We start from the raw sequence: 24,787 nt of genomic DNA on the forward strand, positions 1-24,787 counted from the left end.
ATGGGAATGGCATAATGAAGATCACTTTTACAGGCTATCGGCAGACCGCCACGCTGGCGACGCTTGCTTTCGTCACCACGCTTGCTGGCTGTACGATGGCGCCGAAGCACGAACGCCCCGCATCGCCGACTGCGATGGTCTATCCCTACGCAACGTCAACCGTTTCTGGCGCGCCGGATGCCGCTGACATTGGCTGGCGTGATTTCTTCCACGATCCGCTTCTACAGGAACTGATCGCGATCGCGTTACGCAATAATCGGGATTTACGCAAGGCAGGGCTCAATGTTGAAGCCGCCCGGGCGTTATACCGTATTCAGCGCGCGGAGATGCTGCCGACGCTCGGCATCGCCACCGCCATGGACGCCGGTCGCACTCCCGCCGATCTCAGCGTCACGGACGAGCCTGAGATTAACCGACGCTACGAGATGGCTGGGGCGACGACGGCCTGGGAACTGGATCTCTGGGGGCGAGTGCGAAGCCTTAGCGACCAGGCATTGGCCGCCTATATGGCGCTTGATGAGACGTACATTGCGGCGCGAATGAGCCTGGTTTCCGAAGTCGCCAGCGCCTGGCTGACGCTACGGGCTGACCGGGAGCTGCTGCGCTTAACCGAAGATACGATGGCCGCGCAAAAAAGTTCATACACATTGACAACCCAGCTTGCCCGGACAGGCAACGCCACACAGCTCGATCTGCGTATGGCGGAGATCGCGCTGCGTTCTGCCGAAATCAATCGCGCGGCGTATACGCGACAGTTGGCGCGGGATCGTAACGCGCTGGAATTGCTGTTGGGCCAGCCGCTAACACCTGAACTGTCGCGTCGACTAAACGAGGCGGTCACGCTTACGGAAGGCGCGATCCCGACCACATTGCCAGGCGGATTACCGTCAGATCTGCTGGTACGCCGCCCGGATATTCGCGCCGCCGAGTACAGGCTGCGTGGCGCAAACGCCCGAATAGGCGCAGCGCGCGCCGCCTTCTTCCCGACAATCAGCCTGACAGGTACGGCGGGAACGGCCAGCGCGTCTCTTAGCGGACTCTTTGAACCGGGATCGGGAAGCTGGCGTTTTCTACCGCAAATCACCTTGCCTCTCTTTCACGGCGGCGCATTACGCGCTGACCTGGATAGGGCGCATGTCCAAAAACAGATTGAAATCGCCAGGTATGAAAACGTTATTCAGCAAGCCTTTCGCGACGTGGCGGATGGTCTGGCGGGACAGCGTACGCTGAGTGACCAGGTGCAATCAGAACAACGCGCGGTTGAAGCCAGTCAAATCGCCTATGAGCTGGCCGGACTCCGTTTTCAGGAAGGCGTCGATGACTACCTTACGCTGCTTGATACCCATCGTATGCTTTATGGCGCGCAACAGCGCCTGGTACGCACACGTCTCATGCAACAGTTAAATATCATTAACCTGTATAAAGCATTAGGCGGCGGTTGGCGGGAATACAGTGAGAAAAAGCAAGGTTAGCCCAAATAGCGCGCGCGTCGCCAGTGCGGCGCGCGCGCTAAACAGGCATATATTACCTGCAAAATAAGGTTAACGAGGGCAACGATAAACGTTCCCGCTTAACGTGACATTCGTTTGTTTGCTTGAGCCCGAACCGTGCCATGAACTTCCTGTCTGGCCTGCACGCTGGGTTAACAGGACTACCGTATTTCCGCCCATTTTATAAGCTTTGTTTTTCAGATCGTTACGGGCACCCGTTTCCAGGTTACTGTTGGAAGTCCAGCCACCGGTAAAGAAATTCCCCTGGCTGCCCGTGATATCCCCTAAGTAGCTGCATTCCTTACCTGGCTCGCTGGTCATCACCCGTACCTGTTCAGCGCCATAATTCAACGAATTAGCGCTACATGCGGTTAAAGCCAAGCCGACGAAACATACTAAGATCTTTTTCATACTAATACCTGGTCTATTAATCATTAAATAATAACGCGTTCTTGCTTCTGAACGCCGTCAAGGAACTATATTTAAGATGTAACGAATGTCTTTCATTTGCTGAAGAAAAGTCTCTGTCATGATGCTATCATGTATGCTTGAGGCTATTTCTTGTTCAGTTTTTTCAATATGCTCTCTGAGTCTTATTTTTGTTTTTTCGTCAAGCGCCGAGATAAGTATCTTAATGGCAAGCAGCAAAGTAGGATTGATGCTTTCACACTCTCTCATCGTTAACTTTTTCATCTTGTTTGCTTCAAGCCTGATCGGCGTTTTTGTCTACACGGCAAATTTTAGATGCGAAGATATGGCGACTTCTTTGGTAAATAAATAGCAAATGGAAAAAGCGTTTGAAGCCATATTTACGACAGATACGCAATCTATGAATGTACAAAGTCTTACGACTCATGCCATAGCTACTGGCGATCTGACTCATCGACTTTTTATATAAAAAGTGCCATAACAACTCCTCCTCCTTTTTTGTCAACGGCGCAAGTTCACCGACCGCTACTTCGTTTGCACAAGCGTATTTAATCAAATGCTCAATAAAAACAGGCTTTGCCAAATCGGGATCGATATCAGGATCTCTATCGCAGCCATGTGGATAAAGTTTTCCAATATCTCTGCGCGTGAGCCAGATTCGACGAGCATGTGGATAATGCTGCATGAGCGCCTTAAAACCTTTCCAGACCCCCTGAATCAAAACTCGTCCATCAATAATAATTATGATATCTTCGCTAGCTGATATCTGACACGAATTATATTCTCCATTGAGTGGGAACATAAAGCACTTCCCATCCTCAAAGAGTGAAGCGATGCCTAAATAAGTATAATAATCATCCGTTAAAACTATACCTATCGTTTTTAACGGAAGTTGTTCCGATAGTGAATTTATCATAATTTCATCAATAGAATAACGCTACGGTGAGTGTTTTATCTTCCTCTTAAGATTACCTGAGCGCTCATAACCATCCCTATTCTGTAGCAGCGCCATATTATTTTTAATTCCTTGCCATAAACGTAACGCTTATACTTTTAATGTCAGAAGCGATAACCTACGCTGACACCAAATGTATTGGTATCCACAGCGAAGAAACGACTGGCTTCCCATGATGCATCGATAGATATACTCTTAACTGGATTAAATATTACGCCAGCGCCGTAGGCAAAGGAGTCTTCTTTTGAGTGTTTATTAAATTTCATCGTCGCTATACCCGCATTGCCGTACAGGCTCACATAGTCATTAAAACGATATGTTGGTCCAAACATCAAAGAACCGTAGTCTACAGAATCGGAACCATTTTTATGCAATTTCCCCTCTTTCCAGGTGTAGTTCTCCATTTCATTGCGCGTCGCGGTGAATGAGCCTAACATCCCCCAGGTCTCATTGAACTCGTAACGATATTTAAAATTAAAGCCTCGCAGATCTTTGCTATCGCTATTTTTCAATGAACTGAGATGAGTTTGTGCATAACCAAACGATACGGTGTGCTGATCGTTAGCCAAAGCTAAAGGTGACGCTAATAATAAACCTAAAAAAACAAGGAACGAAGACCGTCTTTTCATTAAAACCACTCCATTTTTGATATATAATTAAGGCGGTACCGGAACTTATGGCACACAAATAGCATTTAGATTAAGAACACCTAATGCGCTTATTACCAGTCATGCCAGCTGCGGAGGTAATATAACCTGATATATTCGATAATGGATATGAAATCAGTCTTACAGAGTTCTTACTTTTTTATTAATGGCGGATTCATAGTTGCTTCAGACCCGATCCTGGCATCGCATCCGTCAGGCGGACTGCGAGAGGTTATCAGCGAGTATCAGTTACCTCCATGAAGAGTAAAAAATTCATAACTCATTGTTTTTAATGCTCTTTAACTGGTGTTCGAGTTAACCTTTACCCTTGCGGAGGGCAATTTCGCAACTCGCTTTCTGACACATTCAGACAACATTCAGATCTACTGCGCGGTACAAACGTTATAAAGCTGCCGATTAAGAGAATAAAAAAAGGTTTTCTCACCCACTTTAGATATTCGAATCTCATTAGCCGCTTCCGGATGCAGAACCCGTAAATATGATAACAGATCGCCAGCCGTGTCCGTGGCAAAGACTTTTACCTGGGATACTTCGAACGTATAAACACCAGGCGCTGTTCGATGTAAATTTTTCATATACACGTCCCGGTATAATATTTTTACACCGTTATCTTTTGTTTTTATTTCATATTGAAGCGTAATTCTCTTCATCTTAAAATCAAGAACAAGACTGCCATCGGCATGGATATCTTTAGGCTGTATCGTCGTTACTGTTCTTGTCGTACATAAAAATTCATTAGTATTAATAGAACTATGGCTACTGTTTCGTACCCAAACTACCATCAGTACGACTGAAACAGCCAACATACCAAGCGTCGCCACGCTTAATAACGTTCTTTTATGGAAATGCATTTCGGCTCCGCTATATCAAGTTGGTTAAGACACTGGACAAAAATATTTGTATTAGGAACGCGAATGTAATAAATGATTTTTCCGTTTTGTTTATGTATTTCATTACTCATCTCAGAGTACGCTTCAACGATATCCGTCAGATGGGTTTTATCATGCCCGACACTATAAAAAGTGTATCCATCATACGAACCCTGGAGGGTAAAGTAATCAATATTTTCACCCTTAACTTTATACATCATAAAAAACATCAGAAGCGCGGCCAGGCAAAAGTAGAGCCAATCTTTTTTATTCACAGCGCCCGGTATTGGGGGGATAATAGTGTCATCGCGTCGCACTTCAACCGTCGATAATTCTGTTTCAGCAACAGCAGGCAACGGCGTATTTTGCGCCTCATCACTCAACGGTTCAATGGAAACTGAGAGTAAAACACCCACGCGAGGGCGAGTCACAACAGATGCCCCCTTAAGACCAATTTTATCAAATGATCCTCGTAGCTGGTTAATCAGTTTATAATAACTGGCATCAGAGACCACGACACCTTTGCGACCCCAGACATAGTTAATTAAATCATCTTTTTTAAAAAGGCCTTCATGAAAAGCGATAAGCAAACTGCGTTCCGATTCAGATATCGTTATCGACTCTCCGGCGCAGGAAAGCGTCATTCGTTCACAATCAAGAATAACTCTTTTGTCAATCAGATAATTGTTCTGACTCATAAAAATATCCGCCCCAGTGCTATCACGTTTCTTCACGGCATAAACATATTACCAGGATATATCGCGCTATTGAATTTTTTTCCGTAGCGAGCTCCTGTATTATTCAGCCACCAGGCCACTCGCAGATTCGTTTTCCCCCTTGAGCAGACCATTTTGCCTCTGGGCTGACTTGCCAAGCCAGCTCATAAAGTCATTAGCCTCCATCGGCCTGGCATAAAGAAATCCCTGAACGAATCCTACCCCGTGGCTTAAGATGTAACGCAATTGGTGCTGGGTACTGACCCCTTCGGCAACCACATTGAGCCCCAGTCGCTGACTCAGCGTAATGATAGTATCCAGGACAGGAACATCATCGCTGCTGGTATCAATGGTATCGATAAACGTTCTGTCTATTTTAAGAGAGTCTACAGGTAATTGCTGGAGATAGGAGAGTGAGCAATAGCCGGTCCCAAAATCATCAATCGCTATTAACACGCCTTTTTCACGGAGCGTTGAAAGTTTTTCTGCGACCTGTGAAGGTTCTACAATCAGGCTACGCTCGGTGAGCTCCAACATAAGCGTTATCGTTCCCAAACGAGTCCTGAGCGCCTCTATATCTTGTATAAAACCGTCATCCATAAGATGCGCAGGCGATATATTTACGCTGATATAGAAATCATCCGGTACAGTCCAGTTTATCGCGTCATGAGCAATCAGTTCGAACAGATGACGAGAGAGAGGAATAATCATGCCTTCATTTTCTGCGGCGGTAATAAAAATATCCGGGGTTATAAAACGGCCATCCGGTTGCGGCCAGCGCATTAGCGCCTCCACGCCGCCGCAACTACCGTGTTTAACATTAAAAACAGGCTGATAATGTACCGTAAACTCATTATGCGTTATCCCCCTGGCAATCTCCCGGGCCAGAGATAAACGTTTTAAATACCAGCGCCTGTAGAACAACATCATCCCTACAGAAAGACACAATGACAGCGGAACAAAAATAAAAAGGTTTTGTAACCAGTATGCCGATAACGTTGAGAAGGGGGTTCGCACCATCAGCTGGATAGTGTGATCGGTTGAGGTGAAGCGCTGCGTTAAAAACGCCTTACCGCGCAACGTCGCAGCGCTGGTAATCGCCTCCCCTGTGCCGAATGTCAGGCTAAAGGCTGATGCTCTCTCTGCAGCCAATATCTCCATGAGCTCCTGGACATACTGCGAATCCACGATGACGAAAGCCGCTTTATTCGCTGCTACTTTTTTCACATACACCACAACAAGGCGATCGGGTCCTTCGGCCATACTACCGATAGATCGCAACCACCGTTCCGGATAAGAAGCAGGTAAAGAAAGCCCTGCCAGCCGGGAAAAATGATAGCGTTCGGTTCCTGTGACAAAGGAGCAAGTGATATCACCATTTTCCAGAAACCCAATGTCACGGACATAAGGAGTGAAGGCCCGCGTTCTGGACAGTTCTTTCAGCGTGTCAGTGCAGGAACTCTCAGCCAGTCTGGCGGCTTTTCCGGCGACTTGCCAGGAGGCGGCAGATATATCCGCGCTAAACCGCAGCAGCGTATTGGCGCTGACGGCGATATCTCGTTTTAGCTGGAAGATACCCGCGAGTAACCCCACCAATATCATTACGATCAGTGGAACGGCAATAAACAACATCAGAAATAACTTTCTTACTTTCAAATCATTGCCCTCTTACCGGCCTTCCTTTTGCCACGGTACGCTTTTATAAGTTAACTAAAGTAACATTAATATAGAAAAGCAATATTGAGAGATAGGTTATACGTTCTTAATGATAGCAAGATGGCACTCCCTGTGCCGAAAATAGACAAGAAAATATCAATACCCAACAGGGGCAGGATACTATCGTTAAAATAAGCGATAGCAGATATCTAAATTCAATATGTTAGCCTGATACCAGGTTCGCTGCCTGATGAGGCATAACCATCACGGAACGAATTCCCATCAATACAGGGATTATTAGCTACAACTCAACGTTACTACTGGTGGTACACACATTATACAAATGTCGATTAAGCGAAAACATGTAGGTATTTTTCCCAATTTTGACCATCTTTAACTCATTAATCGTACCAGGCTGTAACAGTCTCAACCAGGAAAACAAATCGCCAGCAGTATCAGACTCAAAAGTCTTAACTGAATTGACTTTAAAAGTAAATGTTTTCATACCCGTTCTGCGCAGTTTGCTGATGCAGATATCACGAAAAAAAAGCCGTTTCTCTTTCGTATCGGTAGTAACATCGTAGTGTAGGGTAATCCTGCCGGATTTAAGATCCAGCACAAGTCCACCATCCATGTACAATTTTCGTGGTTCAATATACGCTTCTGATTTTGTCGTGCATATAAGATTATTGGTTCTATAAGAGTCACGATTTACCCACTCAAGCGCTATTACCGATCCGATTGCGACAATGGCGATAAATATTACAAATATAATCAGTAACGTTCTTTTACTGTAATACATTTTGGCACCGCCATTTCAACAGGATTTAAGCATTGCAGAAAAATATTCATATTAGGCTCCCTGATATAATAAAGATGGCGTCCATTTTGCCGGTAAATTTTAATTTTTAGAGAGTTAAAAGCAAAAACTACTTCACTTAATGTGACCTTATCCTCTTTTGTTTTATAGATTGCATAATCGTTATATTCGCCAAGATATGTAAAAAAACTATCAGGGCTGTTACGAACAGGCGCTTTATAGATAGTAAATACACCATAGAGCAATGCCAGAAGAATGGCTCCTGTTAATACCACAAATACGCTGTGACGTTTAATTTTGTAAAATATATTCTCCCGAGTCGGGGTGCCTTTAACGTTTTCATCACTCACCTTTAGGGAGGTGATTTTTTTTATAGGTTCAATGGCAACAGACAGCGACACCCCCACCCGAGGGCGAGTTACGATGTCAGATGACTGTAGACCGATGCTACTAAAATCATTTCTCATTTGATTAATGAGTTTATAGTAACTTGATTCTGAGACGCAGCCTCCACGATTTTCCCAAACAAAATGAATAATATCTTCTTTTTTGTAAAGACCATGCCAAAAAGCAAGAAGCAGATGGGTCTCAGCTTCTGATATTCTGATTATCTCATTACCATGCGATAAGGTCATCTTCGTACTATCAAATACAACACGCTTATCAAGTAAAAATATGCTTTCATTCATGACAATCCTAAAGGTAACTGCATCCATCATTCAGACGACATATTATCATGCTCAAAAAAGAATTCAGCCCCCTAATTAACCTGAGTTTAACTTATAAGTCTCACTTATAGTAAACAATAATTGACACAAGTATTACCTGCACATTACAAATCAAACAGTTATAGGTAAATCTGAACACTTTTCTTTACCTTAACGCAAACTCAGGAAACTTCTGAAAGGCCAAAAGTAAGAAAAAAGTAAGACTAATTATACTGTTTCAGAAGCACATTTCAGAAAATTTACCTTAATCTCACCATCGTATTATCCATCGGGAGGTTTAACTGATGCGGATTTTACATAGCAAAAATGTGCAGGTTTGTATTGCAACATAGTCTATCTATTCAGACGCGGAGAGAATTGTTATCGGATTACACTCAATTAAATGATAACACTATCAGTTGTACTAATGAGATGCATGGACGAAAGCGCTTATCGCTCTATTTCATGATAAGAGAAATAAGTCTGTTTGTTTTATATCGCATTATCAATAGTCAGGAGGGTATAGCTCACATCCAAAAATAGAGTTAATGATCGTTATTTTTACCACTCCTCCATAAGCACGAAACATTCGGGCGAATTGCACTCGTCCTGAAAAAGTAAAGATTAATACAGGAACATTATCATATGTCTATGAAAAAGTATTTAGCAATGATCACAGGCTCGCTTCTTGTCTCCAGCAGCGCGATGGCTGTTTCTGATAACACCATCACCTTTCAAGGGGAAGTCTCTGATGAAACATGCTCTGTCGTGATTAATGGTAATCAGGCTAAACCCGTCGTGTTATTGCCAACAGTAAGTACTAAAGATTTATCAGAACAAGGGAAAACTGCGGGGCCAATAACGTTTGATATTGGGCTGTCCGGGTGTACCGGCTCTAAGGACAAAACAACAAAAATTTCCACTGTCTTTGTCGGTAATCAGGTCACCAGTAACGGTAACCTGGGTAATACTGGCAGCGCGAAAAATGTTGAAGTCCAATTACTCGACACTTCAGGGGAGCCAATCAATCTGACCGGCGGCTTTACTGGCGACGGCGACCTACAGCTGGAACCAAATGCTTCTGAAGCGAGCGCGACTTATACCGCGCGGTATTACTCTACCGGGAAAGCAGAGGCTGGGACAGTCGCTGCCACCCTTCAATACGCCGTTTCGTATAAATAATTGTCGCTACGGTCTGGCGTTGAAACGCCAGACCATTTTCAATCGTCAGGGAGTTGTTGAGATGAAAATGGATACCCGACATTCCGCATTATATTACTTAATAGTTTTTCTATTGCTGGCCCTACCCGCCACAGCATCGTGGGCGAGCGTTACTATTTTGGGTAGCCGAATAATTTACCCATCAACAGCCTCCTCCGTAGATGTGCAGTTAAAAAATAATGATGCAATACCTTATATCGTACAAACCTGGTTTGACGATGGCGATATGAATACCAGCCCGGAAAATAGCAGCGCGATGCCGTTCATTGCCACGCCGCCGGTATTTCGTATTCAACCCAAAGCAGGCCAGGTGGTACGCGTAATTTATAACAACACGAAAAAATTGCCGCAGGATCGTGAGTCAGTATTCTGGTTTAACGTATTACAGGTACCACCAACGAATATTGGCAGCGACAGCGGGCAAAATAAAATGTTGGTGATGCTGCGCTCAAGAATAAAACTTTTCTATCGTCCTGACGGGCTAGGTAAACCTGATAGTCTGGCGAAAAAATTACAGATTAAAACGGTAAATAAGGGTTCCGGAAAAAGCGGTATTGTTATTGTTAATCCGCAGCCCTGGTTTGCCTCTTTAAGTAACCTGAATGTAAAAGTGAACGGCGCTTCGTATAACCTGGATGCTGACATGATTGCCCCTTTCTCCAGTCAAACCTGGTGGCTGCCGGGCAAACGGTCACTCAAATCCTTCTCCGGTACAGTCACCGTTACTTTGGTTAACGACCTGGGCGCAAGGATAAGCGAGAGCTACGATGTCCCCCACCATTAATTTGAACCGCAAAAGCCTTGCGCTATTGATCGCCATAGTTTGCTCAGGCTCCGCGCAGGGTGAAGAGTATTATTTTGATCCTGCGCTACTTCAGGGGGCCACTTACGGACAAAATATTGCCCGTTTTAATGAACAGCAAACGCCTTCCGGAGACTATCTTGCCGACGTTTACGTTAATGGCACGCTGGTAACCTCGAGCACTAATATTCGATTTAATGCTGTAAAAGAGGGTCAACAGACTGAACCCTGCCTGCCCTTATCGGTGATGAAAGCAGCACAGATAAAATCACTCCCCGCGACCGACGCTGCGACCAAGTGTCGCCCGCTCAGGGAGTGGGGGCCTCATGCCGGCTGGCAATTTGATAGCGCCACGCTTCGCCTGTTGCTGACGATTCCAATGACCGAACTTACGCACAAACCGCGCGGTTATATCTCCCCTTCAGAGTGGGATAGCGGCGCGCTGGCGCTGTTTTTACGCCATAACACAAACTGGACCCACACCGAAAATACCGACAGCCATTATCGCTACCAATACTTATGGAGCGGTTTAAACATGGGCGTTAACCTCGGACTTTGGCAGGTCCGTCATCAAAGTAATCTGCGCTATGCCAATAGCAACCAGAGCGGAAGCGCCTGGCGCTATAATAGCGTTCGAACCTGGGTGCAAAGACCTGTCGCGTCTATTAACAGTATTCTGTCGCTGGGCGATAGCTATACGGACTCCAGCTTATTCGGCAGTCTGTCTTTTAACGGTGCTAAACTTGTCACCGACGAGCGGATGCGCCCGCAGGGCAAACGCGGTTATGCGCCGGAAGTTCGGGGCGTAGCGGCCAGTAGCGCGCACGTGGTAGTAAAACAACTGGGGAAAGTGATTTATGAAACCAACGTTCCGCCGGGCCCATTTTATATTGACGATCTGTACAACACCCGTTATCAAGGCGATCTGGAGGTAGAGGTTATCGAGGTCAGCGGTAAAACCTCACGTTTCACCGTGCCTTATTCTTCCGTGCCGGATTCGGTACGTCCCGGTAACTGGCACTATTCGCTGGCCTTCGGCAGGGTTCGTCAGTACTACGATATTGAAAATCGTTTCTTTGAGGGAACGTTCCAGCACGGCGTTAATAACACCATTACCCTCAACCTCGGTTCACGAATTGCGCAGCGTTACCAGGCATGGCTGGCGGGCGGCGTCTGGGCCACCGGTATGGGCGCGTTCGGCCTTAACGCCACCTGGTCGAATGCGCGCGCAGAGCATAACGATCGCCAGCAAGGCTGGCGCGCGGAACTCAGTTACAGCAAAACGTTTACCACCGGCACTAACCTGGTACTGGCGGCTTATCGTTATTCAACCAACGGCTTTCGCGATCTTCAGGACGTGCTCGGCGTACGCCGGGAAGCAAAAACGGGGATTGATTACTACTCCGACACGCTGCATCAGCGCAATCGCCTGTCCGCGACGGTAAGCCAGCCGTTAGGACGGCTTGGTACGCTTAACCTCAGCGCCAGCACCGCAGACTACTACAATAACCAATCGCGTATAACACAGCTACAAATGGGGTATAGCAACCAGTGGCGGAATATAAGCTACGGGGTGAATATCGCACGACAGCGCACCACCTGGGATTACGATCGCTTTTATCACGGCGTTAACGAACCACTGGACGTGAGTAGCCGACAAAAATATACCGAAACCACAATGTCGTTTAATGTCTCTATACCGCTGGATTGGGGCGAAAACAGAACGTCTGTCGCCATGAATTATAACCAGTCCAGTCAAAGCCATTCCTCAACCGTATCCATGACCGGCAGTAGCGGTGAAAACAGCGACCTGTCATGGTCGGTTTATGGCGGCTACGAGCGTTATCGCAATAGTAATAGCGATAGCAGCGCGCCAACGACGTTTGGCGGTAATCTACAACAGAACACCCGGTTTGGCGCACTTCGCGCCAACTATGACCAGGGTGATAACTATCGTCAGGAAGGGCTGGGCGCGTCCGGCACCCTAGTACTTCACTCTGGAGGTCTGACGGCTGGCCCCTATACCAGCGATACCTTTGCGCTTATTCATGCCGATGGCGCGCAGGGCGCGATCGTACAAAATGGCCAGGGCGCTGTGGTTGATCGCTTTGGTTACGCCATTCTGCCTTCGTTATCTCCTTACCGCGTCAATAACGTTACGCTCGATACCCGTAAGATGCGCAGCGATGCCGAACTGACGGGAGGAAGTCAGCAGATTGTGCCCTATGCCGGCGCCATCGCGCGTGTCAATTTCGCCACTATCAGCGGCAAAGCAGTGCTGATCTCCGTGAAGATGCCGGATGGCGGCATACCGCCAATGGGCGCTGATGTTTTCAACGGTGAAGGCACAAACATCGGCATGGTCGGCCAGAGTGGGCAGATTTATGCCCGTATCGCCCATCCGTCGGGTTCTCTACTGGTGCGCTGGGGAAAAGAAGCAAACCAGCGTTGCCGGGTTGCCTACCAACTCGATCTTCACACCAAAGAACCGTTTCTCTATCTGAACAAAATCTGCGAGAAGGAATAGCACAATGCTTTTTAGTTTCCGAACGCTATTGTTTATCACCAGCCTGTTCGTCAGCGCCGGAACATGGTCGTCATGTATCAAAGTCACCGATAAGAGCGCGCTCTCTGACGCGGCGATAAAAGCGGGCTACACGGCGCAAAACTGGATCGGCGCAACTGACACGAATACCGGTAATATCGGTTTGCCAACGGTGATTAGCATCAGTAATAGTGAAACATTTCAACCCTCCGGCACATTATTGGCCAGTGGGATCGGTAACTTCCTGACGGCCGCCACCGGCACGCCCTATTCCAGTAAACAGGTACTTTACCGCTGCGATACCGCCGATGCCGGGAAGCTCTATGAGATGTATTCGACAAATGGCGATAGCGCTTTTGCGGGGGCATTTTTTACTCCCGAAGTAGAAGGCGCCTATTATGATGTGGAGCGTAATGTTGCTGTCCGTATGACAAACCTCAGTACCGGCGAATATTACAGCCGTTTCTGGAAAGAACGCCAACTTACCGCAGATAGTTGGTTTCAGGATGACAAATATATTTATATTCCTGCCAGCGCGTTTAGCAACGTGTTATATGAGATGTTTAAAATTGACTCAAGAAAATATTTTGCCTACCAGAATCCAATGGACCGAGATACCTGGACGCAGCCTCGGGGTTATATCGCCTTTAAAGGCCCAGGCTTGATTACCGAGCGGATCCAAGCGGGACTGGATCATGCCAGCGATTATTATGGCTGGCCCGGCTATTGGCCCGGGGCATGGAGTACATATAATAGCGTCACCTATGTTCGCGGCGCGTTATGTAAAATCACAGATTATCCTGCGATCGTGAAAATTCCCCCTGTCGCCGTCGGCATATTAGCCGCCGGAGGCAATAGCCAGGCGCCTTTCCACGTCAGCCTGGAATGTGAGTCCGGTGCCGTGTCCAGTGCCCTCCCGTCCACCAGCGCCGCTAATGTCGCAATGGGGTTTGTCGTTAATCAACCCACCGCCGTGGCGGCGGCGCGTCGCCTGGGGCTAACCACATCCGCAGGCGGTCTGTCGTGGCTACTGGACACCCATTATGGCGAACCTGGCGTAGCCTCCGGAGTGGGTATCCGCATCTATAACGATGCCGGTACGCCGATTAACCTGTTACCCGATCGGATCAAGACAGGCACTGGCAACGCCCGAGGCTGGTATGGCTATAAAGATTTAACTACACGGGTATCATCCGGTTCAGTAGAAACCTACAGCGGTGATTTTACTGCCTCGCTTGAGGCGATCGGCGGACAAACAGTAACGGCAGGAAGCGTGAATGCGCAATTACAGGCAGTGGTTAGTTTTCAGTAAAGTCATATTAACGCTACTTGGGTTGACGGGATGGTATGGCCCGGCACAAGCCGCCGTTAATATTGACAGAACCCGAATTATTTTTGCTTCAGATGATATCGCTCAATCGTTGACATTATCCAACGATAATACAACGCCGATGCTGTTACAGGTATGGACCGACGCAGGAAACATTGACGCCTCTCCGGATAACAGCAAAACGCCGCTGGTGGCGCTGCCGCCGGTATTTAAAATGCAGCCAGGGGAACTGAGAACGCTTCGCCTGCTCCTGAGTTCCCGCCAGCAGCTTGCAACGGACCGGGAGAGTCTCTTCTGGCTAAACATTTATCAGATACCGCCAGTCACCCAGGACATTAAAAACCACCCGCGAAAACTGGTATTACCGCTTCGTTTGCGGCTAAAAATTTTAATTCGCCCGACCGGATTAAAAGCGCCAACGGAAGCGGAGGAGAAAAAATTACGCTTTATTGCTAAAGAGAATACTATACGGATAGTTAACCCCACCTCGTGGTATATGAGTTTAACGTTAACGATGGATAACAAGAAAAGTATCGGCGATATCATGGTTGCGCCGAAAACAGCACTTGATGTGCCGCTAACACGCTCGCCAACGCCGGGAGCATCGATAAATTATGCAGTAATCAACGACTCCGGGAACTGGCGACAATATACCGCCATACTGGAAAAATATATTAGTGAGAGTAATTTTATTGCTGAGTTTTGATGGGAAATATTCAGGGATACGATCGTATCCCTGAGACAGGCCAGAATTCAGCATGTACCATTGTCAAAAATAGCATTAAGCTGATATTTTACTTTTTGCACGGCATCTTTGTTCTGTTGAGTTCCCTTCTCCTCAACAGACATATCCCATACGTTTTCATTATCTGATTCAATTAATGTGTAGGACGTATTATTATTACGCATCATATAACCGCGAAAATTATTTTCGATGCCCGTTGTCACAGGCTTAGCAACCCCTGAAATAACAGACTCCGTCTCTTTATTGAAAAGCTGATATTGAATATTTGCGCAGTTTAAATCACAGGGGGAACATTTAAGATTTAAAACAAGCAGTATCGTGTTATTTTCAAAAACAAGGGCATAATGATTGCTGGCAGATGAACATAACGGGAATAGCGCGAGAAGGAGAATTATTATCAATTTCATATTTTTATATAGACTCCGTCAAAGAAAACTTTCATTTCACACCCCTGAGAATAGCGAAAGGCATACCATGCAGAACGAATGCTTTGCGGACTGACGTCCTCATAGACATCTATACCATGCTAAACAAGTACGCGAGAAAGAAAATGAGAAGATTGTTATGACAGAAAAGGTTGTAACGATAACAGGAACAATACCTGTTTCATATTCATTTAATTAATAATATTAATTTTCTATTTCATCTTTGGTGATACCCCCAATGGATTTTCCGCCTATAATGCTGCACAGGTAGCTACTTCTCTTTTGCTGTGAGAAAACATTACATTGGTATAACTAATGAGAATGAGCAGAGGCATTAAGTCACGTAATATTGCGTTTCCTCTGTTAAGGCTTTTGTGTGAAAAGAGCATTACTTTTAGTCAGTTAGGTAGCATTACATAAGCATAACTAAATTTGAGAAAACCTCGAAAAATCAGCATATTGAATTGATAGATGGTATTGTTTTTTAAAGAATTTTAATTACCAACCTGCGATAATACGCTTAAGATGAACACATATCTATTGAGCTAAAGTAGTCGCTCAATCAATCTGATTGTTATGGAGTGAGTGTGTGATACTTACAATGCCATCCAGCCGATACCAATAGAATTCTCAACCTCCGATAATCGTCACCCAAAAATCAGGAGATAAAATATGACGTTAAAACCAGGTGAGAAATCCGGTAATAATGGAGGTATCTATGTGGAGGTTGGGCCTCGTGGTGGGATAAAAGATAACTTTGCCACGATAGCGGAAACAAAACCGCGCCACCAACGCAACGCCCTAAAAGCTACTGGGTGCTGGCAAAAAGAACACCTAACAGTAAACGTAAGTCAGAGCATCTGGCGCCACGACAGTTGGCGCCGACTGATCACAGTACGCCCGGTGCTTTACCGCCTGGCAAGCATTGTGCAAGATGCTCCGTGAGGAAATCGATGCAGATTTTGATACGATCAGAACTTGATGAACGCCGGGTATATACAGCCCAGATATTCGCTTCCTGATACCACTGAGGCAACACGCGAACCAGCTCACCTCGTTCAATATACTGCGCAACATCCCATTCCGACCGCAATGTAATGCCATGGCCTTTCAAGGCCCAAATAAGCACCACACTGCCGCTGTTGGAAGAATGAAAACCGTTTAGTCGGCAATGTGTCTGCTGCTTACCGTCCGTTAATATCCAATTGCCAAATGCCGAGTTTTTTTCCTGAATCATTAGGCAATCGTGCTGCACAAGCGCACTAACAGACTCTGGCTTGCCGTGGCGTTCGAGGTATTCAGGGGAAGCACACAGGATCCGTCGATTAGTGGCTAACTGCCGTGCGATATACAATTCGTTGATATCATCCCCAACGCGAATTTCAATATCGATCCCCTCTTCCACCAGATCCACTTCACGATCCGTTAGCGTGAGTTTTACCGTAATATCAGGATAGGCGATCATAAATGACGACAGCGCCTCTGCGACATATTTATGCCCAAAACCAAATGAGCAGTTGATGGTGATATTACCAGCCAACACACCACGTTGATTATCCAAACGACTGACAAAACCATCCATTTCACTGACGACCTGCATAGCCCCACCCAGCGCATTTTCGCCTTCCGGTGTGAGACGCATCACTCTGTTATTTCGAAAAAAAAGCCGGGCGTTGAGACATTTTTCAAGGATAGCGATACGTTTGCTGATATAGGAGGGAGATAACCCCAGCTCCAGCGCTGCCCGGGCAAATCCACCGTTGCGAGCAACGGTGACAAAAACGAAAAGATCTTCAACAGAAGGCCAGCCCTCAAGGGGCTGGCGATGTTTTTTTCCTACAGGTGTCGTTTTCATAGCATCAGTGCGAAGTTGCAAAGGATGACCGAGTTATAACACTGAATGTAAAAAGGACTGAAGTTTCTGGATAAAGTACTCAGGACACTCTTCCTGCGGAGAGTGTCCGCAAGGCAATGCTTCCCCTTGAACGTTTAGCGCCTTTTCTTTCCAGGTACCAACCACATCATATAGTTGCCCTACCGTTCCCAGCCCTCCCCACAGCAACTGTAACGGACACCGGATACGCGCCGACGTATCTGCGGCATCATCGTCCAAATCAATCGTCGCAGCAGCCCGGTAGTCCTCACAGATCGCGTGGATCATCTCAGGGTTCTGGTAACAGCGCAGGTATTCATTGAATGCTTCCTGCGAGGTCGCGCCCTCTATTTTTAGCTGGCCAGAAATATGCTTACGCAGAAAAAATGCCGGATCGTGCGCAATCATCGTTTCGGGTAACGGGAAAGGTTGAATCAGGAAAAACCACCAAAAGTAACGCGTAGCAAAGGATTTATCGGTCAAGGCGTACATCGTCGCGGTTGGAGCAATGTCGATAAAAGTACAACAGGTCACACGATCCGGATAATCCAGCGCGAGCCTGTGTCCTACGCGTCCGCCACGATCATGCCCTACAAAGGCAAAACGGGAAAAGCCGAGCGCGTCCATTAACATGACGATATCCTGCGCCATGGTGCGCTTTGAATAGGTACGGTGCGCCGGATCGCTCGTTGGTTTATCGCTGTCGCCATAGCCACGCAAATCCGGCAAAATGACTGTATGATTTTGCGCCAATGTCGGTGCGACTTTCCGCCATGTTGTATGATTCTGCGGATGCCCATGTAGCAGTACCAAAGGTGAACCGCTGCCTCCGATAGCCACTCTTACCGTCAGACCATTTTCCAGACGAACATCCTTGAGCGCAAACCCCGGAATAAACGGAGAGGCGCCGCATTCAATCAGTGTACTCATCACTTTCTCCCGTCATGCCAGCTAACAGATGATGTTAAATAACGGCTATCCCGGACGACATTGCGCAGGGTTCCAATATGTTCAATCTCAACTTCAATAACATCACCATCGTGTAAAAACAGCGGTGGAACGCGTTTTTTGCCCACTCCACCAGGCGACCCTGTGAGGATCGTGTCGCCAGGGGAAAGCGGAGTAAAGGTGCTTATATAAGCAATGAGTGAAGCGATAGGATGGATCATATTTGCCGTAGATTCGTTCTGCACCTCCCGCCCGTTTAGTCGTGTCAGTAAACGTAGCATCTGGGGATCGGGAATGTCGTCTGTGGTCACCAGACACGGACCGAATGATCCTGTCGAAGGCCAGTTTTTTCCAGCCGTAAACCAGCTATGCTGCCAGTCCCTCACTGAACCATCCATATAGCAGCTGTATCCGGCGACATAATCTAAAGCATCCTCAGCGCTGACCCGGGAGCATCGCCGCCCAATCACTACGGCTAATTCACCTTCGTAGTCAAACTCATTGGTATTTTCAGGCTTCAGCAGCAGGCCATTATGCCCGGTCTGAGAATCCGCAAAGCGGACAAAAAGGGTTGGGGCCGGGTTGGTTTCATTAAACTCAATACGCTTATCGGCGTAATTCATTCCGACACAGATGATCTTCTGCGGATCGTCAATCACCGGCAGAAAAGTGACTTCCTGGTAGTAATAATCCGCCGGCTCATCACACCATAACGCCGCATCCGTCAGCGCATTAGCGCACAGTAGAGATTTCAAAGTGGGATATTTGTCGCCAAGCCGCTGCGAGAGATCAATTATTCCGGTTTCCTGCATAATGCCGTAGCGTTTGCCACCGTTCACAAGATATTGAACCAGTTTCATTGCTGTCTTCTTCCTTAACCGCGCGGGGATGCAGGGCGTTTTAACCACGGCCGCCGTGAATAATGCGCAACCTCAAAATTTTCAATCTCCGGCAAGTATTGCAATGTCCAGGCTATCGCATCTTCGCCTGCGGCCAGCATCGCCCGTTTGAGTTCACTGATCACAAAGGAGATCGTTTCCTCTGCCGTCGTAATTTCGCAGCGATCGAGTGAAACAGTGATAGAATTGGTATCAGCACTCGCGGCAAGCTGCGCCAGGCGCGCCAAAGCAGGTTCATCTAATGAGACCGTGAGGATCCCGTTGCGTTGGCAGTTATCATCGAAAATACCTGCAAATGTGCTACCTATCAGCCCCCGTACTCCCAGTTGTTTTAATCCCCATACGGCGTGTTCACGACTCGATCCACAGCCAAAATTGGGGCCAACCAGCAGGAATGTCGCGCTCTGCCAGCCCGGCATGTTCAGAATAAAATCAGGATTTGGTTGGCCGCCAGCCATAAAGCGACGATCGAAAAACACCCCTTTATCCAGCCCCTGGCGATCGATCCCTTTCAGGAACTGTTTTGGCATAATCACATCAGTGTCGATATTCGGTTCCAGCATCGGCGCAATTCGCCCGCTGATTTGCTTAAACGTATCCATCTTATTCCCCTGCCTGAAGTAATGGCCGAACATCGACCAGATGCCCCTCTACCGCCGCCGCCGCAACCATCGCCGGGCTCATCAAATGCGTTCTTGCTCCAGCGCCCTGTCGTCCAGGGAAATTACGGTTCGTACCTGATGCACAGCGATCGCCGGGCGACAACACATCTTCATTCATCGCAAGGCACATTGAGCAACCCGACTGCCGCCATTCAAAACCGGCAGCAATAAAGATTTTCGCCAGTCCTTCTTCTTCCGCCTGGCGTCTTACCATTGTTGAACCAGGCACAATGATCCCGCGAACATGGCTGGCGATTTTGCGCCCTTCAAGCACCTTCGCAACGGCACGCAAATCCTCAATGCGACCATTTGTGCATGAACCAATAAAAGCGTGAGAGATACGAATATCTTTCAGCAACATGCCAGCCGTTAATCCCATGTAATGAAGGGCCTTCTCAAGCGCCAGGCGTTTAAGCGGATTGGTTTCCTGTTCCGGGAAAGGGACACGTCCGGTGATGGAACCTGTTTGATCCGGACTGATTCCCCAGGTGACTTTAGGCTCAAGATCATGGCAGTTGATCGCCACCGTCTTATCAAATACCGCATCAGCATCGCTGCTCAACTGTGACCATTCCAGCAATGCCTGCTGCCAGAGTTCACCTACAGGCATTTGCGGTTTACCGTAGATATAGTCAAAAACCTTTTTATCCGGCGCAATAATGGCACCACGCGCCCCCGCTTCTACCGCCATGTTGCAGAGCGTCATTCGTCCTTCAACGCTCAACGCGCTGATGGCCTCACCCACAAATTCAATGGCATATCCCGTCGCGCCATCAGCGCCAATACGTTCAAGCAATTCAAGAACAATATCTTTTGCGGAACAGGCGAAAGGTAGCTCTCCCTGAACACTTACGCGCATGGTTTTGAGCTTGCGGTAAACCAGCGTCTGCGTGGCCAGCAGATGTTCAATTTCCGACGTCCCGATACCAAAGCCCAGCGCGCCAAATGCACCGTAGGTTGTCGTGTGACTATCCCCGGCGGCGATCACCATGCCAGGCATCACTAGCCCTTGTTCATGAGCAACCACGTGTTCAATCCCCTGACGCGGATCCAGCACATCAAATAATGTGATGCCAAAGTCAGCGGCATTTTCCCGAAAGTAATCAACCTGTAGCTGTCCTCCCGGATCGGTCATTAAGATATCCCGTTGCGACCGCGTGGGATTAACATGGTCAATATTCAATAAAAACGTGTCGGGGTGCCGAACGGTGCGACCGCGTTCTCTTAACCCGCTAAATGCCTGCGGGCTGGTATATTCATTCAGTATTGAACGATCAATATAAAGTAAAACATGTCCTTCGTTATCAAGTTCACGAATGGTATGTGACTCAACTAATTTTTCATACAGCGTTTTAGCAGACATATATATTCCTGGAGCAACGAATATCCGGGTAGCCAAATATTCACAATTTAAGCTTTTAGCTATAGTGACACATTAATGAAAAAATGATGATTCCATTATGGAAAGTATAAAAACACACTTCGTGTCTATAATCAGAAACTCTCCTGAACTGACTGTGTTTTGATTTGCGGTTGTTTCTCATATTTTGCGAAAATAAACCGGCAGATAAATAATCCTATCCCCAGCATCATCAGACATGATGCCGCAATAGCATTCCATCCCTGCCAGGAGAAAAGATACCCGTTTAAATACCCCATTACTGCACCGCCAGAGTAGTAGCAAAGCAGATAAAACGATGTCGCCTGTCCTTTTGCGTTTGGACTCCGTGAACTGACCCAGGCTAATACGGTGGAATGAGCAGAGAAAAATGCGACTGACAGTAAAACGATACCTGAAATGAAAACCCACAGAGAAGGGGCGATTAGCGTGAGAAATGCACCGACCATCATACAGATGATCAGCATACTGAGCGCATTCATCGACCCAATATTCAACGCGACACGGGCAGCATATGGCGCAAGAAAAAAAGTTAATGAGAAGCTAACTGGAATCAAACCTATCCAGGTGTAGCTCAGCTCATAAGGCGGTCGATGCAGGTAAAACGCCAGAAAATTAAAGATGGACGTAAAAGAGCCGAAAAGAATAAATCCAATGACAAAACATAATGATACTCGGATATTCTTAAAATGTTCCAACCCGCCTTTCAACACTGCACCAAGCTGTAGTGAAGGTGTAGGAACAAACTGTCGGGATGTCGGGAGAAACAACTTCACCGCGAGTGCCATAGCAATCAGAACACCACCGAAGATAAAGAAAATCGTATCTATAGATACATGCTCCATCATCAAAGTTGCAAACACACGACCAGACATACTCCCTAGCGAATTGCCAAAAATAAAATATCCAGTAACAATCCCTGCCAAAGCAGGAGAGACTTCTTCACTGATATAGACTGTAACGGCCGCCGTAATACCACTTACTGCAATGCCGAGCAAAGCGCGGTATACCACCAGCATCGGCCATGATGATGCAGTTGCGCACAATAGAGTTAAAATACCTCCTGCCAGCAACGAATAAAAAATGATTGGCTTTCGCCCAAAACGGTCAGATAACGTGCCGCTAAATAACATGGCTAATGCCAGAAACCCCACCTCAGCAGACAAAATCATCCCTACCTGATTCAATGGGATATTATAAACCTCACTTAACTTTGGTAATAAAGCCTGGATTGAATATAAAGAAGCTAACTCTGCCAAACCCGCCAGAGGTAATATCATTAAAATAGGCAAGTACTTACCTATTGTCTCTTCAATATTATTTTTCATACACAATGTTCCGTAAAAGATCCTGATTGCCATCTGCCTGTTTGCCAACAAACATCCGTGTATACAATATTTATCTTTTACGTTTACAGAATTGACAGCGTTCACATTTTATTTTTCTTAATAGAGACAAAATGGAATCAAGTGTTTTATGAAATGTAGATCATCTAAGAATGACGCGGTAATGGCAACGTAGTAAGTTATGAACTATATATTTATTCAATAAATATATAGACATTAATTTGACGAAAAGAAATGAATCGGCAGTCCAAAACTGTCACTGGCAACCCCTTCTGGACGCCGCCATCCTTAGATGGAAACGTCCGTTAGCGTTTTATTCGATAGTCAGCTCACACGAGTTCTTTGAGCTGCTCCTGCATATAGGTCGAAAAATACTCTGGGTTTTTGATAAGGATGCGGTTACCGGAGGCGACTTTTTCTGCCCATCCGGCCACTTTTTTCGTGAACTCAGGATTCCATCCCTCCTGCTCACCCCTTGCCATCACAACTTCCGGACTCGCTGGCACACCTAAGTCATGCAAATACTTTAAAATTCCCTTAGCGGTACTTTCATCCATTGAATGGGGTACTGACGCCGAAGTGTTCATACCACCAATAAAATCCAAGGCTTTTTCAATTGCTGTTGGCATGCTCTTATCCTTAAAATTAACCACGTGAGAGACACCTTGATACTATGTACCCAACTCCGCCGGGATATCAAAGAGAACATCGCCTTTCTTTGACTTACCCCGCAGCTAAACGCTTGCGCGGCTGTTTTCTGCGCTATTTTTTGGCTTCTCCGGCTAAAACCAGCCCGGTCGCTACCGCATTGCGCGGGCCTTCAGTACCACGGATATTACCCTGCCCGGCGACAACGCCGTACTGCGCCATCGTTATTGATAATGGCGGCATCGGTGGATCCTGCGCCTAAATCGAGGATCGCCAGCGGCACGGCGCATCCATGCGTCGTTAACGCGCCAGCCACAGCCATGTTGGCTTCCACACCACCGACTTCAACTGGGGTATTTAACCGGGCGCTTAGCTCGCTGGCGATAGCCTGCATCTGTAAGCGATCGGATTTCACCATCGCCGCAATGCCAACGGCGTTTTCCATTGAACATTCCCCGGCAATGCCACCCTGTACCGCGCGGGGAATAAACGTATCCACCGCAAGAAGATCCTGGATATGCACGGCGTTCATGTCATGACTGGTCAGCGAGGCCATTGATCTTACCCAGCAATAGTGGACACGCGACTAAGTGAGTAAACTCACAAGTAAGAGGTGACTCACATGACAAAACCTGCATCAACCACTAAAAAGCCACGTAAGCAGCACACGCCTGACGGATGAGCTTCGTGCTCAGGGTTACCAGTTCAACGTGAAAACCGTGGCGGCCAGCCTGCGTCGGCAGGGGCTGCGGGCGAAAGCCTCACGCCGGTTCCGTCCGGTCAGTTACCGCAAACATGGTCTGCCAGTCTCAGAGAATCTGCTGAAGCAGGACTTTTACGCCAGCGGCCCGAATCAGAAGTGGGTGGGTGACATCACGTATCTTCGCACTGGTGAAGGCTGGCTTTATCTGGCCGTGGTTATCGATCTGTGGTCGCGGTCAGTCATTGGCTGGTCGATGTCTTCGCGGATGACAGCACAGCTTGCCTGCGATGCGTTACAGATGGCGCTGTGGCGGCGTAAATGTCCGGAAAATGTCATCGTGCATACAGACAGAGGCGGTCAGTACTGTTCAACGGATTACCAGAGCTTACTGAAGCGCCATAATCTGCGGGGAAGTATGAGCGCCAGAGGTTGTTGTTACGACAATGCCTGTGCGGAAAGCTTCTTCCATACGCTGAGGGGGGAATGTATCCACGGAGAGGACTTTGTCAGCCGGGAAATAATGCGGACAGCAGTGTTTAATTATAGTGAGTGTGATTACAATCGGTGGCGTCGTCACAGTGCCTGTGGCGGTCTCAGTCCGGAACAATTTGAAAACCAGAACCTCGCTTAGGGTTGTGCCCATATTACGCGGGTAGGATCACAGCTCTTTCCTTCTGCCACAAGTTTTCGGGCATCATCACGACGAGAACTGGCATCTGCAAGTGTGATCGTCGGATACACACCCAGCGAGATCATTTTTGGCTTACCGGCAAAACGATAACGGAACCGCCAGCTCTTGCTTCCATTAGGTTCAATTAGCAATGACAACCCTTGCCCATCTCCGAGTGTATAGGCTTTAGTTTCAGGCTTAGCGCGGCGAATCTGCATATCGTTTAAAGGCATGTGTACAGGAATCCAAGACCGAACAGGA

General features: G+C 47.2%; 24 protein-coding genes and 4 pseudogenes. 8 read left to right on the plus strand and 20 right to left on the minus strand.

Translation table 11 applies throughout. The features are described 5' to 3' along the window. Positions 1-14 precede the first annotated feature (14 nt). Positions 15-1,472, plus strand: a complete 1,458-nt coding sequence (gene mdsC / locus K8W53_RS17245; protein ID WP_023224709.1) for a multidrug efflux transporter outer membrane subunit MdsC — start codon at positions 15-17, stop codon at positions 1,470-1,472. 69 nt (positions 1,473-1,541) lie between these two features. Here the strand turns inward: mdsC and K8W53_RS17250 are convergent, their stop codons facing one another. The 9 genes and pseudogenes from K8W53_RS17250 to K8W53_RS17290 all read right to left on the minus strand — a co-directional run bounded on the left by K8W53_RS17250 (position 1,542) and on the right by K8W53_RS17290 (position 8,292). After that, positions 1,542-1,901, minus strand: a complete 360-nt coding sequence (locus K8W53_RS17250) for a DUF4156 domain-containing protein (protein ID WP_000722978.1) — start codon at positions 1,899-1,901, stop codon at positions 1,542-1,544. Positions 1,902-1,958: 57 nt separating this feature from the next. After that, positions 1,959-2,183: a membrane protein gene (locus tag K8W53_RS17255; RefSeq protein ID WP_000737124.1), complete on the minus strand. Its 225-nt coding sequence runs from the start codon at positions 2,181-2,183 to the stop codon at positions 1,959-1,961. A 10-nt stretch (positions 2,184-2,193) separates the two neighbouring features. After that, entirely contained in the window at positions 2,194-2,835 is a 642-nt protein-coding gene (locus tag K8W53_RS17260) for a helix-turn-helix transcriptional regulator (protein WP_052939569.1), read from the minus strand. Positions 2,836-2,978: 143 nt separating this feature from the next. Then, positions 2,979-3,503: an Ail/Lom family outer membrane beta-barrel protein gene (locus K8W53_RS17265; protein WP_000830237.1), complete on the minus strand. Its 525-nt coding sequence runs from the start codon at positions 3,501-3,503 to the stop codon at positions 2,979-2,981. 401 nt (positions 3,504-3,904) lie between these two features. Continuing rightward, positions 3,905-4,393, minus strand: coding sequence for a hypothetical protein (locus K8W53_RS17270; RefSeq protein ID WP_000545426.1), 489 nt, complete (start codon positions 4,391-4,393; stop codon positions 3,905-3,907). Beyond that, a complete protein-coding gene (locus K8W53_RS17275) occupies positions 4,366-5,109 on the minus strand; it encodes a transcriptional regulator (RefSeq protein ID WP_000081365.1) in 744 nt (247 codons plus the stop codon). Before K8W53_RS17275 ends, K8W53_RS17270 begins: the two co-directional genes overlap by 28 nt. Before the next feature lie 99 nt (positions 5,110-5,208). After that, the gene (locus K8W53_RS17280) at positions 5,209-6,783 is read right to left on the minus strand and encodes an EAL domain-containing protein (protein ID WP_072106082.1); all 1,575 of its coding nucleotides are present in this window, start codon (positions 6,781-6,783) and stop codon (positions 5,209-5,211) included. Positions 6,784-7,284: 501 nt separating this feature from the next. Then, positions 7,285-7,585, minus strand: a pseudogene (locus K8W53_RS17285) (hypothetical protein). Beyond that, complete coding sequence (locus K8W53_RS17290) at positions 7,558-8,292, minus strand: winged helix-turn-helix domain-containing protein (protein WP_001005866.1); 735 nt, start codon at positions 8,290-8,292, stop codon at positions 7,558-7,560. The pseudogene K8W53_RS17285 and the gene K8W53_RS17290 overlap by 28 nt, the downstream one beginning before the upstream one ends. Before the next feature lie 663 nt (positions 8,293-8,955). Between K8W53_RS17290 and K8W53_RS17295 the strand changes: the two genes are divergently transcribed. The 5 genes from K8W53_RS17295 (at position 8,956) to stbE (ending at position 14,914) form a co-directional block, all read left to right on the plus strand. Then, a complete protein-coding gene (locus K8W53_RS17295; RefSeq protein ID WP_000062033.1) occupies positions 8,956-9,492 on the plus strand; it encodes a fimbrial protein in 537 nt (178 codons plus the stop codon). Positions 9,493-9,553: 61 nt separating this feature from the next. After that, positions 9,554-10,315: a fimbrial biogenesis chaperone StbB gene (gene stbB, locus K8W53_RS17300; RefSeq protein WP_000781495.1), complete on the plus strand. Its 762-nt coding sequence runs from the start codon at positions 9,554-9,556 to the stop codon at positions 10,313-10,315. Continuing rightward, complete coding sequence (locus K8W53_RS17305; protein ID WP_058654704.1) at positions 10,299-12,860, plus strand: fimbrial outer membrane usher protein; 2,562 nt, start codon at positions 10,299-10,301, stop codon at positions 12,858-12,860. Before stbB ends, K8W53_RS17305 begins: the two co-directional genes overlap by 17 nt. A gap of 4 nt (positions 12,861-12,864) precedes the next feature. Beyond that, a complete protein-coding gene (gene stbD / locus K8W53_RS17310; RefSeq protein WP_000899094.1) occupies positions 12,865-14,190 on the plus strand; it encodes a fimbrial usher protein StbD in 1,326 nt (441 codons plus the stop codon). Beyond that, a complete protein-coding gene (gene stbE / locus K8W53_RS17315; protein WP_023224715.1) occupies positions 14,156-14,914 on the plus strand; it encodes a fimbrial biogenesis chaperone StbE in 759 nt (252 codons plus the stop codon). Before stbD ends, stbE begins: the two co-directional genes overlap by 35 nt. 47 nt (positions 14,915-14,961) lie before the next feature. Here stbE and K8W53_RS17320 read toward each other — a convergent pair whose 3' ends face one another. After that, positions 14,962-15,360 carry a hypothetical protein gene (locus K8W53_RS17320; RefSeq protein ID WP_001647977.1) on the minus strand — a complete coding sequence of 133 codons (399 nt, stop codon included), beginning with the start codon at positions 15,358-15,360 and terminating at the stop codon, positions 14,962-14,964. Between the two features lie 690 nt (positions 15,361-16,050). Here K8W53_RS17320 and K8W53_RS17325 point away from each other — a divergent pair. Next, on the plus strand, positions 16,051-16,323 hold the full coding sequence (locus tag K8W53_RS17325; RefSeq protein ID WP_001675688.1) for a hypothetical protein: 273 nt from the start codon (positions 16,051-16,053) through the stop codon (positions 16,321-16,323). On the opposite strand, the gene K8W53_RS17330 is transcribed toward K8W53_RS17325, so the two are convergent. The 9 genes and pseudogenes from K8W53_RS17330 to K8W53_RS17370 all read right to left on the minus strand — a co-directional run. Further along, the gene (locus K8W53_RS17330; RefSeq protein WP_000859023.1) at positions 16,268-17,233 is read right to left on the minus strand and encodes a LysR family transcriptional regulator; all 966 of its coding nucleotides are present in this window, start codon (positions 17,231-17,233) and stop codon (positions 16,268-16,270) included. The two genes, K8W53_RS17325 and K8W53_RS17330, sit on opposite strands and share 56 nt — an antisense overlap. A 33-nt stretch (positions 17,234-17,266) precedes the next feature. Next, positions 17,267-18,181 carry an alpha/beta fold hydrolase gene (locus K8W53_RS17335; RefSeq protein WP_000105592.1) on the minus strand — a complete coding sequence of 305 codons (915 nt, stop codon included), beginning with the start codon at positions 18,179-18,181 and terminating at the stop codon, positions 17,267-17,269. Next, entirely contained in the window at positions 18,181-19,059 is an 879-nt protein-coding gene (locus K8W53_RS17340; RefSeq protein WP_042948200.1) for a fumarylacetoacetate hydrolase family protein, read from the minus strand. Before K8W53_RS17340 ends, K8W53_RS17335 begins: the two co-directional genes overlap by 1 nt. A gap of 14 nt (positions 19,060-19,073) precedes the next feature. Further along, positions 19,074-19,700, minus strand: a complete 627-nt coding sequence (gene leuD, locus K8W53_RS17345; protein WP_000379343.1) for a 3-isopropylmalate dehydratase small subunit — start codon at positions 19,698-19,700, stop codon at positions 19,074-19,076. Between the two features lies 1 nt (position 19,701). Beyond that, complete coding sequence (gene leuC, locus K8W53_RS17350; protein ID WP_023223994.1) at positions 19,702-21,123, minus strand: 3-isopropylmalate dehydratase large subunit; 1,422 nt, start codon at positions 21,121-21,123, stop codon at positions 19,702-19,704. Between the two features lie 131 nt (positions 21,124-21,254). Beyond that, on the minus strand, positions 21,255-22,493 hold the full coding sequence (locus K8W53_RS17355) for an MFS transporter (protein ID WP_077905585.1): 1,239 nt from the start codon (positions 22,491-22,493) through the stop codon (positions 21,255-21,257). A 341-nt stretch (positions 22,494-22,834) separates the two neighbouring features. Beyond that, positions 22,835-23,158: a DUF1889 family protein gene (locus tag K8W53_RS17360; RefSeq protein ID WP_001573898.1), complete on the minus strand. Its 324-nt coding sequence runs from the start codon at positions 23,156-23,158 to the stop codon at positions 22,835-22,837. Between the two features lie 109 nt (positions 23,159-23,267). Continuing rightward, positions 23,268-23,396, minus strand: coding sequence for a diol dehydratase reactivase ATPase-like domain-containing protein (locus K8W53_RS24020; RefSeq protein WP_077221214.1), 129 nt, complete (start codon positions 23,394-23,396; stop codon positions 23,268-23,270). Next, positions 23,344-23,709, minus strand: a pseudogene (locus K8W53_RS17370) (diol dehydratase reactivase ATPase-like domain-containing protein); the annotation flags it as partial. The gene K8W53_RS24020 and the pseudogene K8W53_RS17370, both read right to left, overlap by 53 nt. A gap of 91 nt (positions 23,710-23,800) precedes the next feature. Between K8W53_RS17370 and K8W53_RS17375 the strand changes: the two are divergent. Further along, a pseudogene (locus K8W53_RS17375) lies at positions 23,801-24,487 on the plus strand (IS3 family transposase); the annotation flags it as partial. A gap of 17 nt (positions 24,488-24,504) precedes the next feature. On the opposite strand, the pseudogene K8W53_RS17380 reads toward K8W53_RS17375, so the two are convergent. Further along, positions 24,505-24,759 (minus strand): annotated as a pseudogene (locus K8W53_RS17380) (Arm DNA-binding domain-containing protein); the annotation flags it as partial. Positions 24,760-24,787: the final 28 nt, after the last annotated feature.

The organism is Salmonella sp. A29-2 (genome assembly GCF_020150755.1).
Classification (GTDB): Bacteria; Pseudomonadota; Gammaproteobacteria; order Enterobacterales; family Enterobacteriaceae; genus Salmonella; species Salmonella enterica.